The 15,642-nt window shown below is 61.2% G+C and carries 19 protein-coding genes, 1 tRNA gene and 1 pseudogene; 19 read left to right on the top strand and 2 right to left on the bottom strand.

Annotated elements, in window-relative coordinates; genetic code table 11:
- Nucleotides 1-220: 220 nt before the first annotated feature.
- The 16 genes and pseudogenes from ALII_RS0114500 to ALII_RS0114430 all read left to right on the top strand — a co-directional run bounded on the left by ALII_RS0114500 (nt 221) and on the right by ALII_RS0114430 (nt 11,695).
- Nucleotides 221-826 (top strand): sulfite oxidase-like oxidoreductase, encoded by a 606-nt coding sequence (locus ALII_RS0114500; protein ID WP_024350792.1) that lies wholly within the window; start codon nt 221-223, stop codon nt 824-826.
- Nucleotides 819-1,565, top strand: a complete 747-nt coding sequence (locus tag ALII_RS0114495) for a ferredoxin reductase (RefSeq protein ID WP_024350791.1) — start codon at nt 819-821, stop codon at nt 1,563-1,565. Before ALII_RS0114500 ends, ALII_RS0114495 begins: the two co-directional genes overlap by 8 nt.
- Before the next feature lie 72 nt (nt 1,566-1,637).
- A complete protein-coding gene (locus tag ALII_RS0114490) occupies nt 1,638-2,651 on the top strand; it encodes an NADP-dependent oxidoreductase (RefSeq protein ID WP_024350790.1) in 1,014 nt (337 codons plus the stop codon).
- Nucleotides 2,652-2,726: 75 nt separating this feature from the next.
- Nucleotides 2,727-3,992, top strand: a complete 1,266-nt coding sequence (locus ALII_RS0114485) for a thiolase family protein (protein ID WP_024350789.1) — start codon at nt 2,727-2,729, stop codon at nt 3,990-3,992.
- 15 nt (nt 3,993-4,007) lie between these two features.
- Complete coding sequence (locus tag ALII_RS0114480) at nt 4,008-5,078, top strand: NADP-dependent oxidoreductase (RefSeq protein ID WP_024350788.1); 1,071 nt, start codon at nt 4,008-4,010, stop codon at nt 5,076-5,078.
- A gap of 66 nt (nt 5,079-5,144) precedes the next feature.
- Entirely contained in the window at nt 5,145-6,749 is a 1,605-nt protein-coding gene (locus tag ALII_RS0114475; protein ID WP_051375908.1) for a GAF domain-containing protein, read from the top strand.
- 16 nt (nt 6,750-6,765) lie between these two features.
- Nucleotides 6,766-7,125, top strand: a complete 360-nt coding sequence (locus tag ALII_RS0114470) for a response regulator (protein ID WP_035449975.1) — start codon at nt 6,766-6,768, stop codon at nt 7,123-7,125.
- Nucleotides 7,126-7,129: 4 nt separating this feature from the next.
- Nucleotides 7,130-7,237, top strand: a pseudogene (locus ALII_RS23140) (hypothetical protein); the annotation flags it as partial.
- A gap of 50 nt (nt 7,238-7,287) precedes the next feature.
- On the top strand, nt 7,288-7,560 hold the full coding sequence (grxC, locus tag ALII_RS0114465; RefSeq protein ID WP_024350786.1) for a glutaredoxin 3: 273 nt from the start codon (nt 7,288-7,290) through the stop codon (nt 7,558-7,560).
- Nucleotides 7,561-7,624: 64 nt separating this feature from the next.
- Complete coding sequence (locus tag ALII_RS0114460; RefSeq protein WP_024350785.1) at nt 7,625-7,906, top strand: DUF427 domain-containing protein; 282 nt, start codon at nt 7,625-7,627, stop codon at nt 7,904-7,906.
- 38 nt (nt 7,907-7,944) lie between these two features.
- On the top strand, nt 7,945-8,700 hold the full coding sequence (locus tag ALII_RS0114455; protein ID WP_024350784.1) for an SDR family oxidoreductase: 756 nt from the start codon (nt 7,945-7,947) through the stop codon (nt 8,698-8,700).
- A gap of 160 nt (nt 8,701-8,860) precedes the next feature.
- The gene (locus ALII_RS0114450) at nt 8,861-9,307 is read left to right on the top strand and encodes a nuclear transport factor 2 family protein (RefSeq protein ID WP_201767728.1); all 447 of its coding nucleotides are present in this window, start codon (nt 8,861-8,863) and stop codon (nt 9,305-9,307) included.
- A 62-nt stretch (nt 9,308-9,369) separates the two neighbouring features.
- Entirely contained in the window at nt 9,370-9,636 is a 267-nt protein-coding gene (locus tag ALII_RS0114445) for a hypothetical protein (protein WP_024588016.1), read from the top strand.
- A 192-nt stretch (nt 9,637-9,828) separates the two neighbouring features.
- On the top strand, nt 9,829-10,323 hold the full coding sequence (locus ALII_RS0114440) for a DNA starvation/stationary phase protection protein (protein ID WP_024350782.1): 495 nt from the start codon (nt 9,829-9,831) through the stop codon (nt 10,321-10,323).
- A 29-nt stretch (nt 10,324-10,352) separates the two neighbouring features.
- On the top strand, nt 10,353-11,207 hold the full coding sequence (locus ALII_RS0114435; RefSeq protein WP_024350781.1) for an alpha/beta hydrolase: 855 nt from the start codon (nt 10,353-10,355) through the stop codon (nt 11,205-11,207).
- A 2-nt stretch (nt 11,208-11,209) separates the two neighbouring features.
- A complete protein-coding gene (locus ALII_RS0114430; protein ID WP_024350780.1) occupies nt 11,210-11,695 on the top strand; it encodes a peptide-methionine (S)-S-oxide reductase in 486 nt (161 codons plus the stop codon).
- Between the two features lie 144 nt (nt 11,696-11,839).
- Here the strand turns inward: ALII_RS0114430 and ALII_RS22470 are convergent, their stop codons facing one another.
- Both ALII_RS22470 and ALII_RS0114415 read right to left on the bottom strand, forming a co-directional pair.
- Nucleotides 11,840-12,412, bottom strand: coding sequence for a DUF3601 domain-containing protein (locus ALII_RS22470; RefSeq protein ID WP_161632267.1), 573 nt, complete (start codon nt 12,410-12,412; stop codon nt 11,840-11,842).
- Nucleotides 12,413-12,638: 226 nt separating this feature from the next.
- Nucleotides 12,639-12,715: transfer RNA gene (locus tag ALII_RS0114415), tRNA-Arg, on the bottom strand.
- Nucleotides 12,716-13,112: 397 nt separating this feature from the next.
- Between ALII_RS0114415 and ALII_RS0114410 the strand changes: the two genes are divergently transcribed.
- The 3 genes from ALII_RS0114410 (at nt 13,113) to ALII_RS0114400 (ending at nt 15,635) form a co-directional block, all read left to right on the top strand.
- Nucleotides 13,113-13,652, top strand: coding sequence for a cell wall hydrolase (locus ALII_RS0114410; RefSeq protein WP_081719004.1), 540 nt, complete (start codon nt 13,113-13,115; stop codon nt 13,650-13,652).
- A 72-nt stretch (nt 13,653-13,724) separates the two neighbouring features.
- Entirely contained in the window at nt 13,725-14,807 is a 1,083-nt protein-coding gene (locus ALII_RS0114405; protein ID WP_029660564.1) for an FAD-dependent oxidoreductase, read from the top strand.
- A gap of 75 nt (nt 14,808-14,882) precedes the next feature.
- A complete protein-coding gene (locus tag ALII_RS0114400) occupies nt 14,883-15,635 on the top strand; it encodes a FadR/GntR family transcriptional regulator (RefSeq protein WP_029660563.1) in 753 nt (250 codons plus the stop codon).
- Nucleotides 15,636-15,642 lie beyond the last annotated feature (7 nt).

The raw sequence follows: 15,642 nt of genomic DNA, 5'->3' as shown, positions 1-15,642 counted from the left end.
TAGCGACAGGGCATTGGGAAAGCAGTCTGATATAAAGCTATAGTCGAGGCGGGATTATCGCGAGTCATAGTGATGAATTGCGTGTCTCTACTGATTTAACACCCGGTTGTCTGAACATCAGCTTTGCGATCCGCTCGATATCTTTCCTTTGCGAGGGTCATCTACGCATTAGCCTGAGATGAAGTCGGTCGGTCTGTCGTGACGAGCAAGGGGGTTCGGCATGGTCACCAGAGGTTTCACCGGCCGCGGTTCAGGCGGCGACCACGAGGGCCGTATTCCGCCAGGTCAACATCTCGTGGAGAACTTTCCCGTTCTTACCGCTGGGCCAACGCCTCGTATCGAGACGTCCGACTGGAAGTTCACGGTCAAGATCGGTCCGAGACCCGTGAAGGTCTGGAGTTGGAGTGAATTCAACGCCCTTCCAAAGACCAAAGTGACCAAAGACATTCACTGCGTCACGTCCTGGTCCAAGCTCGACACGAAGTGGGAAGGCGTGCTGATCGAGGACATCCTCGCTGACGCTGAAGTTAAACAGCCAACAGACTTCGTTCTCGCGCACTGCTACGATGGCTATTCGACGAATGTTCCGCTCGCGGACATGTTGTCCGGCAAAGCTATGGTCGCGCTGAGCTACGCGGGCCAGCCGCTTCCCCGCGACCATGGCGGACCGGCGCGCCTTCTTGTTCCGCATCTCTACTTCTGGAAGTCCGCCAAGTGGGTGAATGCGCTGCAGTTCACCACTCGCGACGAGGCCGGGTTCTGGGAGTTGCGCGGTTATCACATCTACGGTGATCCGTGGCGCGAGCAACGGTACACCCATGACTGAGTTCGATGCGCAACCCGCGTCGTGGCAGTCAGGCGTGATCGACGAAATCGTCCAACAGACACCGAGTATCAAGAGCTTTTTCCTGCGATTGCAGGAACCATTCGTCCATACAGCAGGCCAGCACGTCGACGTCCGGCTGACCGCCCCAGACGGCTATCAGGCGATGCGCAGTTATTCGATCGCATCGTCGGCGGGCTCTTCACCGATCCTGGAACTCGCCATCGAGCGCCTGCCGAATGGCGAAGTTTCGCCATTCTTCCACGACGTCGCCGCAGCCGGCGACGAGATCGAACTCAGGGGACCGCTTGGAGGCCACTTTCTTTGGCCCGAGCCTACCGACAAGCCGGTGCTGCTGATCGGCGCAGGTTCAGGCGTGGTGCCGCTGATGGCGATGATCCGGCAGCGTCGGGCATCGGCACAGGCCGTTCCAGTCGCTCTGCTCTTGTCGGCGCGAACCGCTGAGGACGTGCTCTTCTCCAGCGAACTCCACTCAATCGAGATGAGCGATCCCACGTTCATCTTGACGCTCGCGATTACGCGAGAAGCGCCAAAGCGCGCCTCGGACTATGGCCGACGGATCGACGATGGGATGGTCCAGGCGACAATCGCACGTCTCGGTCGCGACCCGGGCCACGTGTTCGTTTGCGGGTCGAACGGTTTCGTCAACATCGCGACGGACGGCGCATTGTCGGCAGGGCTGGGCGTCTCGATCATCAAGACCGAGCGCTACGGTGGGTAGGGGCGGCCAGATGATCGCATCCCATCACGCGGGAGCGCCCAGCTCAAGCTCTGTCCGGGAAAGGCTTCGCCCATGACCATCATGGCCCGTCAATTTCACCTTAAAAGTCGTCCCGAAGGGCTACCGCAGGCCAACAACTTCGAACTCGTCGAGCAGGATCTCCCCGCGCCAGAGCGAGGACAACTGCTCGTCGCCAACCGGTGGCTCTCCGTTGACCCTTACATGCGCGGCCGCATGACCGGTCGAGAAAGCTATATGCCGCCCTTCCAAGTTGGCGAGCCTCTGGATGGCGCCGCGATCGGCGTCATAGTCGAAAGCAAGGATGAACGGTTCAGCCCTGGCGAGGTCGTGAGCCACTTTGCCGGCTGGCGCGACCGCGCGATCATCGACGCCGCATCCGCTACTAGGATCGATACGACGATTCCAGAGCAGGCGTATCTGGGCCCGCTCGGTTTCCCAGGCTTCGCCGCCTACATCGGCATGCTCCAGATCGGAAAGCCGCGAGCTGGCGAAACTGTGTTCGTGTCAGCAGCAGCGGGTTCTGTCGGATCGCTCGCTGTCCAAATCGCAAAGATCAAGGAATGCCGAGTCGTTGCGTCCGCGGGCGGCGAGGACAAATTGCGTTGGCTGCGCGAGGAAGCAGGCGCTGATGCCACGATAAACTACAAGAATACGGACGACATGGTCGCAGCACTTCGCGAAGCTGCGCCTAAGGGTGTCGACATCTATTTCGACAACGTCGGTGGCACGCACCTGGAAGCGGCGCTTGAGGCGGCCAATGACTTCGCACGCTTCGCTCTGTGCGGAATGATCGAGCAATACAACAGCGAGCCGGTCGGTCCCCGCAATATCTATGCGGTTATTGAGAAGAGCCTCCTGCTGCAAGGCTTCGTCACCATCCACAACATGTCGGTTTGGGAGGATTTCCAGCGCGACGTCACCCGGTGGATCGCCGATGGGAAGGTCAAATGGCAGGAGACGGTTGTTCACGGCCTCGAGAGAACCCCGTCGGCGTTCCTCGATCTCTTCGCCGGAAAAAACATCGGAAAGATGGTTATCGACCTCAGGGATGGGGAGACGCCCTGACGGGCGGCGCCTGCCGTCAGCGGACCGCACCACGCCACCTCGTCTAATTAGAATCTTTTGCTTTGGGAGATCACCGTGAGCCGCTTCGCTGAACCAGTTTTCATAGCCGCAGGCTTGCGGACACCATTCGGCCGTGGCGGAGGAGCGCTGGCAAATTATGACGCGGCCTCATTGTCAGTGCCAGTCGTCCAAGAAATGGCGAAGCTTGCGGAGCCCGATCTGACGATCTGGGGAACCGTCATCCCGAACCTGGGCTGGAGCAATATCGCTCGCGAAATCTGGCTGGACGCGAAGCTCAACCCCAACGTTCCAGCATTCTCCGTAGTCCTAGCGTGCTCGACCAGCATGACCGCGAGCTTCGCCGCAGCCGGGATGCTCGGCGGCGGGCTCAACCTGATACTGGTCGGCGGGTCTGAGGTCATGAGCCGACCATCGCTCGCTCTCACCGCTGAGGCATCTAAACGACTCACCGATCTCTTCGCGCAGGATCCGGCCGCAGCACTTGCCGCCCTGGGGGCGTTGACCCCTCAAGACTATGTGCTCCCCACGAAGGGCTGGGCCAACCGCCTTACGGGCAGGACGATGGGCGATCACATGGAGGAGACCGCCAAGGCGTGGCGCATCTCGCGTGAGGCTCAGGATGACTGGGCTCTAAAAAGCCACCAGCGCGCCGTCGCCGGCTGGAACGGCGGCTTCTTCGATGACCTCGTGATCTCGTTGCCGGAGCTTTCCCGCGATGCGAACCCGCGCGCGGACACATCCGCCGAACGTCTATCCGGTTTGAAGCCCGCCTTCGATCGTGAGAGCGGAATGGGTAGCCTGACAGCCGGCAACAGCTCCCCCATCACGGATGGGGCGGCCGGCTGTTGGGTGTCCAACGAGGAGGGTCTGAAGAGGCTGCCCGATGGCACGCCCTATGCGCGGATAATCGACTACGAAGTCTCGGCGGTCGACCTGCGCACGGAGGGGCTGCTGATGGCGCCGTCATATGCCGTTCCACGACTTCTCGCGCGCCATCACCTTGGCTTCGCCGACATCGCACTTTGGGAAATCCACGAGGCCTTCGCGGCACAGGTGCTGGCCAACGTCGCGGCCATCACCGATCCGAACTGGGTCCGAGAGAAGGCCCGTGTTTCGGCTGAGATGGGCAACTTCGATTGGGATCGCGTCAATCCGAACGGCGGCTCGGTAGCCATCGGACATCCCTTCGGCGCGACCGGCGCGCGTGATCTCAGCCAAGCTGTGAAAGAGCTGTGGGCCATGCCGGTCGGATCTCGAGGGATCGTCAGCATCTGCGCCGATGGTGGTCAAGGCACTGTCGCCCTCCTCGAACGCATCTGATCGGAGGACAAAAAAATGAAGGCGATCCGCTTCCATGAGTTCGGCGCTCCCGATGTTCTTCGCTATGAGGACGCGCTGACACCTGTGATAAAGCCGGGAGAGGTGCTCGTCCGTGTACAAGCGGCAGGCCTCAACCCGCCCGACTGGTATCTCCGCGAGGGATACAAGGCTCTGCCGCCCGAGTGGCGGCCGTCGGTGACATTCCCCGCCATACCGGGCTCGGATGTGTCCGGGATCGTCGAGAAGGTCGCCGACGATGTGACCGCGTTCTCGCCGGGCGATGAAGTTTTCGGAATGATCCGCTTTCCCAGCTTCGGCGAGAGCCTGGGATACGCCGAGTATGTTTCCGCGCCTGCTTCCGACCTTGCGGCCAAGCCCCGACACCTGGACCACATTCATGCAGCCGCCGTTCCCATGTCGGGGCTGACCGCTTGGCAGTTCCTGATCGAGCTAGGCCATAACGAGCAGAACCCGCTGCAGTCCGAGCGCCACAGCCCGGTCCCGTTGGCTGGGAAGAGCGTTATGATCAACGGCGCTGCAGGGGGTGTCGGTCATCTGGCATTGCAGTTGGCAAAGCACGAAGGCGCGCGTGTCATCGCTGTCGCTTCAACCCGGCACGAAGCGTTCCTCCGCGAACTGGGTGCCGACGAGTTCATCGACTACACGAAGACCAAACCCGAAGACGATGTGCGAGACATCGATCTTGTCGTCGATGCCGTCGGCGGTCCGACCTCCGGCCGCTTCCTTCGGACCATACGTCGGGGCGGAGCGCTGTTCCCGATTTTTCCCCTTGGCTTTGCCGGACATGATGAAGCTGCCGACCGGGGAGTGACCGTTTCGGCGACGCAGGTGCGTTCCAGTGGCGACCAGTTGGCCCAGCTAGCTCGCTTGCTCGACAGCGGCGCGGTTCGCGTCGCCGTCGACAGCACATACCCCCTTTCCGAAGCGGCCGCCGCTCACGAACGCGCAGAGGCAGGCCATATCCAGGGCAAGATCGTCCTCGCCGTCGGTAACCCCATCGCCGATCAGAGCGGCCAAGCGGGCGTGCCGTCATCGCAGTGGCCGCCCCGCATGAGGGGGCACTGACATGACGCGGGAAACGCCGATGATCGGCCACGCTCGACCTTCGAGGCATCATCCAGGAGAACTGCGGTGAGCCTGAGCGCTGACAGAACCGATTTCGGGGCGGCACAGCGGGTGCGGGCGCTTGCAGACCTCATGGTGCTCGACACACCGGATGAGCAAGCCTTCGACGATCTCGTTTTTGTCGCCGCAAAGGCCTGTGACGTTCCCATCGCGCTCATCACCCTGCTGGATACTGACCGGCAATGGTTCAAAGCCAAGTACGGGCTTGAGGTATGCGAGACGGAGATCGAACACTCGGTCTGTCGGATCGAGATCGATCAGGGCGATCTTCTCGAGATCGTCGATCTCACAAATGATGCGCGGACCAAGCGCAATCCGCTCGTCACAGGCGCCCGGCACTTTCGCGCCTACGCTGGCGCACCGCTCGTCCTGCGATCCGGAGCGATCGTAGGTCGCCTGTGCGTCATCGATACCGTTCCGCGGCCTGAAGGGCTCAGCGAGATGGAAAAGGCGATGCTGCAGGCGCTCGCCCGTCTCGCCAGCGAAAATCTCGAACTCCGCCGGATCGCAACGGCGAGCGAGCGCCTCACAGCCTTGCAGACCGCCCTGGTCGAAATCGGCGAAACCATTCGGAGCAGCCACGATACCGCAGGGATGGCTTCGGCGACCGCCGCCATCGTCGGCCGAGCGCTCTCCGCAGACCGAGCCGGGTTCGGATCCGTCAACGAGGACGTCGATACGATTGACGTCGAAACCGATTGGACGGCGCCGGGGGCCGTGAGCATTGCCGGGCGCCACCGTCTCGACGAGTATGGGAGCTTGCGCGAGCCGCTCGTCGTTGGCGACCCGCTCGTCGTTTGGGACGCCCTGACCGACGATCGCACTCTGCACAATCTCGAGAGCGCAATGCGGGTCGGCGTTCGGTCGTTGGTCGATATGCCGGTTCGAGATCGTGGCAAAACCATCGCCGTCTTCTTCGTTCATTCGGCGCATCCCCGACCTTGGCCCGCAGAGGAAATCTCGTTCCTGCGAAGTGCGGCGGACCGGCTTGAGGCAGGCGTCGCGAGGCATCGTACCGAGCAGCAGCAACTCATAGTGAACGGCGAAATTGCTCACCGCCTGAAGAACATGCTCACCATGGTTCAGGCCATCGCCAGCCAAACGCTGCGAAGCGTCACCGATCGCGAAGCGGTCTACGCCTTCGAGCGTCGGCTGATGGCTCTGAGCGCGGCGCACGACGCCTTGCTTCAAAAGAGTTGGACACAAGCTGATCTACAAGCTGTCGCAGCGACAGTGATCGACGCGATCGGGTTCTCAGATCGGGTCGACATGAGTGGGCCGGCGGTGGCGCTGGGGCCACGAGCGGCGCTCTCGTTCTCCCTCATCGTCCACGAGTTACTGACCAACGCCTGCAAATACGGCGCGCTGACCAGTGACGATGGCCACGTCTCGCTGTCGTGGGAAGTCGAGGTCGGCCTGGACGACGACCTTCTCCGCGTGAAATGGCGAGAACGGGGTGGGCCTCCGGTTGTGCCGCCAACTCGCCGAGGCTTTGGATCGAAGCTGATCAACATCGGCCTGGTCGGCACCGGGGGCGTCGATGTTCGCTACGAGCCCGCCGGGTTAACGGCCGATCTGCACGCCTCCATGCGTCACCTGGTTCAAGGTTGATGGGAGTATGGGTGGAATGGTGAAACCCGTGGTGCTCGTCGTCGAAGACGAACCACTTCTCCGTCTGTTTGCGACGGACATGATCGAGGAGGCAGGTTTCGAAGTCTTGCAGGCGCCGAATGCATCCGCCGCGCTTATGACCTTGGAGGAACGACTGGATGTGCGCGTCGTGTTCACGGACGTGAACATGCCCGGCGGGATCGATGGCATCATGCTCGCCATTTGCATCCGCCGGCGGTGGCCGACCATCCAGATCATCATCACGTCCGGGAGGCCTTGGCCGGTCGAGGCCGTCGTTCCAGCGGACGTTGTGTTCTTCGCCAAGCCATACCGGCAAGACCGGGTTTTGGACACGGTCCGGAAGATGGCGGCGTGATGGCCAGCGCCTCAAACAACTCGGACGCCAGAGCGGTGAGGTCCACGAGTGCACCTTCGAAATCGAGCTTCTCTACCCGGGGGCGCAAGCCTTTGCCTTCACCTTCGGATGACCCCCGCGAATCCGGCCGGCCCGTCATCCCTCAACGATTGGAGACACAACATGAAGCCTGAGGTTCTCATCTACACCACGAGTTGGTGCCCGTTCTGCCGCCGCGCGAAGGCGCTCCTTCAAGAGAAGGGCGTGGCATTCACCGAGCTTGATATCGAAGCCGATCCTGCACACCGGAAGGCGATGATCGAGTCGTCGGGGCGAAGCACCGTGCCGCAGATCTTCATCAACGAGACGCATGTCGGCGGCTCCGACGATCTCGCTGCGCTCGATGCAGATGGCTCGCTCGACAAGCTGCTTGCCGGACAAACTCCGGCAAACTGATTTGTCCCGCCAGATAGGGCCACTGGTCGATGCAAGTGGCTGAAAATTAAAAGAGGAGTCCGGTTTGGTCTCAGCAGTTTGGAACGATGCCACCCTCGCGGTCAGCGACGAGACTATGGTCGTGGATGGAAACCATTATTTCCCGCCTCAATCGGTTGACCGGCAGTATCTGGCACCGAGCGAGCACACGTCTGTCTGTCCCGTGAAGGGGACGGCGCAATACTTTCATCTCCAGGTCGGCGACCGGCGCAATGCAAACGCCGCCTGGACCTACGCCGACCCTTCTCCGGCGGCGCACTCCATCAAGGATCACATCGCCTTCTGGAAAGGCGTCAACGTCGCTTAGCCGTCAGCCCGCCATTAGACTTCAGAAAGGAACCGCCGATGTCGAAAGTTTTGGACGGCAAAGTCGCTATCATCACGGGTGGCTCTCGGGGCCTTGGCGCCGTGCTGGCGGCGACGCTCGCCGATCAGGGAGCCGATATTGCTATCACCTACGCTGCTTCGGCCGATAAAGCCGAGTCCGTCGCCGAGGTGGTGAGGGCCAAAGGCGTTCGCGCTCTCGCGATCCGATGCGATCAAGCGGATACGTCCGCCGCCCAGCCCATGGTCGAGCAGGTCGTAGCTGAACTCGGCAAGCTCGACATCTTGATCAACAACGCCGCAATCGCCGTCCAAGGAAAATTGGTCGACGATCCGACGCTCGATTCCGCTGCGTTCGACAGGCAGTGGATGGTAAATGTGCTTGGGACCGTGGCGATCACGCGTGCGGCGGCGCAGAAAATCTCTGACGGTGGCCGCATTGTCTTCATCGGTTCCGGCCTGGGCACCCGAGCGATCGTGCCGGGAATTGCCGACTACGCAGGAACCAAGGCAGCAATCGCAGGATATGCCCGCGGGGTGCAACGTGATCTTGGCCCACGCAACATTACCGTCAACGTCGTCCAACCTGGCATCATGCCGACCGACATGACCGGGGAAGTCGCTGAGAATTTTCCGCAGGCCGTCATCGATATGCATCCCATCCGTCGGATCGCCACGATTGAAGAAGTGGCGGGCGCCGTCAGTTACCTCGTTAGTCCCGCTGCAAGCTACACAGCTGGCGCGGTGATAGATGTGTCAGGGGGCGTCCTGGTCTGAATCGATGCGCGACGGGCGTGTCACGCGGATAACTGAAGGACGATCGCTTCCGCGCCTCAGCGCTCCGTTGAATTCCGGGCAGCAGATCGGCTGATCCTGCAGGGCCCATTATTCTCGAAGCCACAGCGGATAATGCTTCCGCATTTCAGGAGTTCATAGAGTGCCGAATGCAGAGCTGACCCAAGAGCGCATCGCCGTCGCCACCGACTATTTCCGGAAAATCGACAGTGGCGATCCCACCATTCTCGACATTCTGACTGACGATGTCGTGACGTACTTCCCGAAGTTCGGAGTTGGATATGGCAAAGCCGAATTCATGGAAGTCGCCAAGGGTCTGTTGGGGTCGCTTCAGCGGATCGAGCACGATTTCGATCGCATGACCTTCCACGTAGCCCGCGACCACGTGATCGTGGAAGGCTTTGAAGGTGGCGTTATGGCTGACGGCACGGCGTGGCCGGTTGAAGGCCGATCCGAAGGCCGTTTCGCCAACGTATTCGAGTTCGACGGCGCGCTTATCAAGCGTGTTTTCATCTACGTAGACCCGGACTTCGCTAGCGCTAATGACGCGGGGTTTCTTTGGGGCCGCAACGTCAGACTGACGCGATGACTCCAATCGCATGGCGCGGCACTCACGTTCGCAGGGCGAAGGCCGATTGGCGGTGATGCAGAATGGACCATCCAGAATTCGATACGGCTTTCGAGCGTCTGCCTGAGGGGTATAGCGAAGGCGCTTACGAAGGCAGGCGTTTCGGCGTGACGGTTCGTCGGTCGGAGGATGGACGGAGGAACAGCCTTTTTGCTCGAGAACTAGCCGGGAACGACATCGTCAGCTTCAATCTGTATCGCGTTGCTTCGGGCAGTGCGTCGCTGAAGCCGTGCGAGATGTCCTCGGAGAAGGTTATCGCTTTCGTATTGGGCTATCAGCCGAATGCCTGATGAGCATGTGGGGTTCGCTGCCTTCCCATGTTCCCGTGCCGCTCCAAGCGCCCTTCTGGTCGCCAGAACTATCGAAACTATAGACACAAGCCATTGGACTTCGATCTGAGGTAAATTCATCCTCTATACCTCAGCGTGCCAGAGAATCGGCGCTGATCTTTTGCGCAAGCCATCATCGAGGAAGTTCACGCGATGACAAACTCCAGTGCTGCAACCGTGCCTTCACCATCTGACCTCGACGAGAACGCGACCATGACGGTTGCCGACGCGCTGAAGATAATATTGGCGAACAGCTATGCGGTCTACCTCAAGACAAAGAACTTTCACTGGCATGTCTCGGGCCCGTACTTCAGGGACTACCATCTCCTTCTCGATGAGCAAGCTGCGGAAATCCTCGCAGCGACCGATGCGATGGCGGAGCGCGCCCGGAAGACCGGAAATACGACCATACGATCGATCGGCGATATCGCCCGCCACCAGACGATCAAGGACAACGACGCTGAGTTCGTCACGCCGCAGGACATGCTGGCGGAGCTGCGCGCCGATAATCTTCACATGGTCGAGTCGCTGCGCCGCGCAAAGGAAGTCGCCGACGAGGCGAAGGACAACGCGACCTCCGGCCTGATCGATACCTGGACCGACGAAGCGGAACGCCGAGCGTGGTTCCTTTTCGAAGTCAGCCGATAGGTCTGCTGCTCAACGGATCGGATCGTTTCATGGCGCCTAACGATGTGCAGACCCAGTTCCTTCAGACAGAGGGCGGTAGGATAGCCTTCGACGATACGGGTGGAACCGGACCTCTCGTCGTAGGCATCCCAGGAATGGGAGACCTGCGCTCCGAGTATCGGCTCATCAAGCCCATGCTGCAGCATGCGGGATGCCGAGTGGTGACGATGGACGTCCGCGGATTCGGCCAATCGTCGCCGGAGTGGTCGGATTACTCCGCGCGAGCGGTCGGCCGTGACGCCGTCGCCATCCTCCGACAGTTGGCTGACGGGCCAGCCGTGATCATGGGCAACTCGTTCGCAGCCGGCTCCGCGCTTTGGGCTGCCAAGGAAGCTCCTAGTCACGTCAACGGGGTGGTGCTGCTCGGTCCGATCGTTCGCGATCTTCCCCTCACGACGATCCAGAAACTTGTCCTTGGGCTCGGATTCGCGGGGCCATGGCGAACCTGGTTCTGGACCACTTACTGGAGCAGCCTATTCCCGACGAAACCGGCGCCGGATCATGCTGAGGTAAAAGCGGCGATTGCTGCAAACCTCAGGGAGCCAAAGCGCATGCAGGCTCTCTTGACGATGCTCTCATTGTCGAAGTCCGACACCGCAGCGATCTTGGACGAGATCTCTGTGCCGAGCCTCATCGTCATGGGCACAAAGGATCCCGACTTCACGGACCCTGTCGAAGAAGCCCGGAGCTTGGCTTCGAGGCTCCATGCCGAAACCATGATTGTCGAGGGCGCTGGACACTACCCTCATGTCGAAATGGCGAACGATGTCGGACAGCGGATCATCGCGTTCGTCCGCCAGCTCGATAAGTCTGGCCCGGCCGTTGTGCCTTTGCGCAGGAGTTAAGTATGGCAAAGGTTGGCTTTGGAGGAGGTTGCCACTGGTGCACCGAGGGCGTTTTCCAAGCGTTGCGTGGCGTCACGCAGGTCGAGCAGGGTTTCCTACAATCGGCCGCCCCGGCGAACACCTGGGCTGAGGGGGTGGTCGTGACGTTCGAACCCTCCGTTATCGGGCTGGGGACACTGTCCGAGGTGCACCTGCGCACACACTCCGCTACACGTGCCCGCTCGGTTGAAAACAAATACCGAAGCGCGATCTATATCTTCGACGAGAGTCAGCGGGTCGAAGCCGAAGAGGCGATACGCGGACTCGCTGAGGAGGCCGGCAAGCCGGTCCACACCCTCATCCTGCCGTTCGTGGGCTTCAAGGCTTCGGACGAGAGATACCAGAACTATTATCGCACCGACCCAAACAGACCCTTTTGTCGTCGATACATCGATCCCAAGCTCGACTTCATCCGCAAGCATTTTTCGGAGAACGCGCTTCCCGAGTAGCCACGGCTGTATCGGCATCTGTCAGAACGACCGAACTGCCAACAACTTCGAGCGAAAGATCGATGGTACCTTTTCTGAGAAGCCGCCGTCCGCGCTGCTTCCTATTTTTTTTAAAACGATGGCCAGCAGGATTCACGGACGCATCTAAAGACGTGAACGCTTGAACACTGGGATGGATCGGGATCGATCCTCGTCCAAGGTTTTCAGCCATCTCTGGCGAGGCACGACCCGCTCTAACCTCGTTTCCAAGCCGTCGAGGAAGGGGTGCCACACGCTATGAGTCTCTGCCAGGAAGATTGCGGTTCCACGGCGATGGCTGATCGTGAGGCAACGCGTCTCGTCGTAGTGCTGCTGCCCATAGAAAGCGGCGACCGTAGTAACGTCCTGCCAACCGAAGGCCACTCGATCGACGCCGTCGAAGGAAACCAGCTTGTCGCCATCGACGGCTAGCAGGCCAGCAAACACGCTTCGATAAAACGGCTCGCATTGCGGGAGGACATCACTCAGGGCTGCAATAATCGCTGCTTCGGCACCGGTTCGATCCTGAAGGCGAATCTCCAGATCGTCGCCGTCCTTGGTGAGAAAGAAAAGCGACAGGCCATCTTCATAGGGAAGAAATGTGTATGTGCGGTAGCGCCATTGTTGCCCCTGGCGATGGAGGCGTCCGTCATGATCACGGAAGTCGCGTTCGACGCGATAATGACGTCCGGGATGCAAATGCCCATACGCCTTCCCGAGAGTGTTCCTACTGAACCATCTTACGATCACCGCCACTCCGATGGGCCTAACGCCGAGGCGATCTCGTTACGGTCGGTTTAAGAGGGCACGGTCAGTGCCGCGCAACTCGACTGGGCGCCAATCGCCGGCACGCTCACATACCGCAACAGTGTCATCTTATTGAGTGCTCGGCGAGCGCTTGTAGCGCCATCCCCAAAGAGAGGGGTGGCGCACCCATCAGGATTCGAACCTGAGACCTCTACCTTCGGAGGGTAGCGCTCTATCCAGCTGAGCTATGGGTGCCTGTTGCTTACGCAGTGCTTACGCGGAAAACCTGTAGGGTGGAAGCCTCAACGGTAACTCCCGCAAACCTTTGTAAACAAACTCCTTTTCTACGTCTCTCACAAACCAGCAGCCCTTGACTTCAGCCTTCGGAGGGCGACACTCTATCCAGCTGAGCTACGGGTGCCAGGCGGCGCGCGCGGCGCCGTTGGACGGGTTGGTCATAGCCGAACCGGTCGCGCGCTTCAACAGATGATTGGCGGCCGAAATCGTCCACCAAACAGCGGATGGTGGGTGCCCGGCGCGTCGAAACGCCGCGCGCACCTTCCGGTTCGTCACGTTTTCGTCACCTGGGGTTCGGATTGCGGACGCATTGGGCTGACAAAAGCGCCGCGTCATCAACAAAACCAGAGCGACCATGCACCGACCGTTCGCAGTGGCGATTCTCATCGCCATCGCCGCCTTCAGCGCCCTTGCGCGCGCCAACGCAGCCCCGCTGCCCGAAAAGCCTGAAATTGCCACCGAGGCCCCGACCTATCGAAGCTACAACAAGGAGATCGAATGCCTGACGGCGGCGATCTATTTCGAAGCGCGGGGCGAGCCGGTCCGCGGCCAGAACATGGTCGCTCAGGTCGTCCTCAATCGCGTCGCGAGCAGCTTCTATCCAGATACGGTCTGCGATGTCGTCTACCAGAACGCTCATCGCAAGAATGCCTGCCAGTTCTCCTTCGCCTGCGATGATCTGGCCGATGAGTTCAACGAGCGTGCCGCGCACCGCATGGCGCAAAAGATAGCGGTGTTCGCCTTCAACTGTGACGATGCCTGCAAGGCTTCGCGCGGCGACATTGCCCAGTCGACGCACTACCATGCCGACTATGTCGCGCCGTTCTGGTCGAAGAAGCTGCAGAAGACCGGAAAGGTCGGCAGCCACATCTTCTACTATACGGCCTCGATGTAATCGTCCGCACGCAAAGACGACTGGCCTTTGCCGGCCGCGTCGGCCACCCTGGCGCGGACGGCGGAGGCAGACTTGGCGGGACGGATCGTACTGGTGGGAGGTGGGCATGCCCATCTCCATGTCGTGGAAGACCTTGGTCGGGCGTGCCCTCCCGGCTGGGAGATGGTGCTCGTTTCGCCCGAAACCCATGCCGTCTATTCGGGAATGGTTCCGGGCATCATTGCGGGCCCTTATCGCCGCGACGAGAGCGAAATCGATCTGCCGCGCCTGTGTGAAGCATATGGCGTCGGGTATCGCCGCGCACGTGCCGCCGGCATCGACCGGCGGCAAAAGCGGCTGATGCTCGACGACGGCACGTCGCTTCCCTACGATCTTCTATCGCTCGACGTCGGCAGCGTCCCGGCCGTGGACGATATCGAAGGCGCGCGCGACCATGCCTTGCCGGTCAAGCCGCTCGGCGCGTTCCTCGGGCGTCTCGACAGTGCTGTCGACGCGGCTTCGCGGCGCATCGCAATCGTCGGCGGCGGCCCGGCGGGCGTCGAGATCGCGCTGGCGCTTCGACACCGGCAGGAAGCGACCGAGATCGCGATCGTTTCCGGCGGCGACCTTCTCGAATCCCAACCATCTTCCGTGCGCAGGCAGGTTCGCGGCATCCTGGCGGCACGCAGCATCGTGCTGCACGAGAACGCCGAAGTCGTCCGCATCGCTCCGGATCATGTCGGCATCGCCGGATGCCCGCCGATCGCCTCGAACCTGACAATCCTCGCGACCGGAGCCGCGGCACCAACCTGGCTCACGGCGACCGGCCTTGCACTGCCGAGCGGGTTCGTCGCCGTCCATGCGACCCTGCAAACCGTGACCGATCCGGATATCTTCGCCGCTGGCGACTGTGCCGTCATCGAGGGTGTATCCCGGCCGAAGGCGGGCGTCTTTGCCGTTCGTGCGGGGCCCCCTCTCGCGGCCAATCTGCGCGCCCGCGCGCTGGGTCGGCCGCTTCGACCCTGGTCGCCACAGGCAAAGCATCTCGCCGTTCTTGCCACCGGACCCAAACATGCCATCGCCACGCGCGGCAGGCTCCATGTGTCGGGCCGCTTTGTCTGGTGGCTGAAAGACCGGATCGACCGAAGCTGGGTGGAGCGATTCCGAAAGCGCTGAACCATGTCGCTTGACGGCAGCGAGCAATCGCGCCACAAGTGGTATGACCACTGTAAGGCCACTGGGAGGAACAAGGTGCTTTCGGAGGGAGCGGAGGAACTGCTCGGCACGGAAAAGGTGTTCGCCTATTTTCGCGAACAGCTTCTGTCCAGCGCGCTCAATGCCGGCGATCGCCTGCTTGGCGAGCGCGAACTGGCGTTGCGCCTCGGCGTCTCACGCCCGGTGCTTCGCGAGACGCTGCGCTCGCTCGCCATGCTCGGCTTTCTCGACATCCGGCATGGCAAGGGCGCTTATGTGCGCCATGCGGACGTGTCGGTGCTCACCGATTTCTTCACCTTCTGCCTCGCCCAGCAGCCCGATATCCTCGATGACGTGATGGAAGCGCGGGTGGCAATCGAATGCCAGGCCATTCGCCTCGCCTGCGATCGCGCCAGTGCCAGCGACATCGAGCGCATCGGCGGTCTGTTGCAGACGCTACGCGAGACGCTCCACGATCCAGTCGCCGGTGCAGAGGCGGATTTCGCGTTCCACATGGCGCTGGTCGAGGCGGGCCGCAGCCCGGCGCTGATCATGCTCTACCAGTCGATTTCCGAACTCCTGCGCCGCAGCCACGTGCAGCGCCGCCGTCAGACGACGGTCGTGCCAGACATTCGCGATTCTTTGTTCGAGGCACACCGCGAGGTGTTCCTGTCGATCGTCGAGCGCGACGGCGATGCCGCCGACCGCCGCCTGCGCGATCACTTCGCCATCGGCGATGAGCTCCGCCGCAAGAGCTACATCGCTGCGTTCACGGAGGATGCGGCGTTCAGTCGAGACAAGACCATCTAGGGAGGAA

It is taken from the genome of Aliihoeflea sp. 2WW (genome assembly GCF_000497755.1).
GTDB lineage: Bacteria > Pseudomonadota > Alphaproteobacteria > Rhizobiales > Rhizobiaceae > Aliihoeflea.
This window is presented reverse-complemented; position numbering and strand designations above follow the sequence as displayed.

Excerpts from the sequence above, each read along its gene's own strand:
- ALII_RS0114500 (WP_024350792.1), top strand. The coding sequence starts at position 221 with ATGGTCACCAGAGGTTTCACCGGCCGCGGTTCAGGCGGCGACCACGAG.
- ALII_RS0114495 (WP_024350791.1), top strand. The coding sequence starts at position 819 with ATGACTGAGTTCGATGCGCAACCCGCGTCGTGGCAGTCAGGCGTGATC.
- ALII_RS0114480 (WP_024350788.1), top strand. The coding sequence starts at position 4,008 with ATGAAGGCGATCCGCTTCCATGAGTTCGGCGCTCCCGATGTTCTTCGC.
- ALII_RS0114455 (WP_024350784.1), top strand. The coding sequence starts at position 7,945 with ATGTCGAAAGTTTTGGACGGCAAAGTCGCTATCATCACGGGTGGCTCT.
- ALII_RS0114430 (WP_024350780.1), top strand. The coding sequence starts at position 11,210 with ATGGCAAAGGTTGGCTTTGGAGGAGGTTGCCACTGGTGCACCGAGGGC.
- ALII_RS0114490 (WP_024350790.1), top strand. The coding sequence starts at position 1,638 with ATGACCATCATGGCCCGTCAATTTCACCTTAAAAGTCGTCCCGAAGGG.
- ALII_RS0114410 (WP_081719004.1), top strand. The coding sequence starts at position 13,113 with ATGCACCGACCGTTCGCAGTGGCGATTCTCATCGCCATCGCCGCCTTC.
- ALII_RS0114435 (WP_024350781.1), top strand. The coding sequence starts at position 10,353 with ATGGCGCCTAACGATGTGCAGACCCAGTTCCTTCAGACAGAGGGCGGT.
- ALII_RS0114445 (WP_024588016.1), top strand. The coding sequence starts at position 9,370 with ATGGACCATCCAGAATTCGATACGGCTTTCGAGCGTCTGCCTGAGGGG.
- grxC (WP_024350786.1), top strand. The coding sequence starts at position 7,288 with ATGAAGCCTGAGGTTCTCATCTACACCACGAGTTGGTGCCCGTTCTGC.
- ALII_RS0114440 (WP_024350782.1), top strand. The coding sequence starts at position 9,829 with ATGACAAACTCCAGTGCTGCAACCGTGCCTTCACCATCTGACCTCGAC.
- ALII_RS0114470 (WP_035449975.1), top strand. The coding sequence starts at position 6,766 with ATGGTGAAACCCGTGGTGCTCGTCGTCGAAGACGAACCACTTCTCCGT.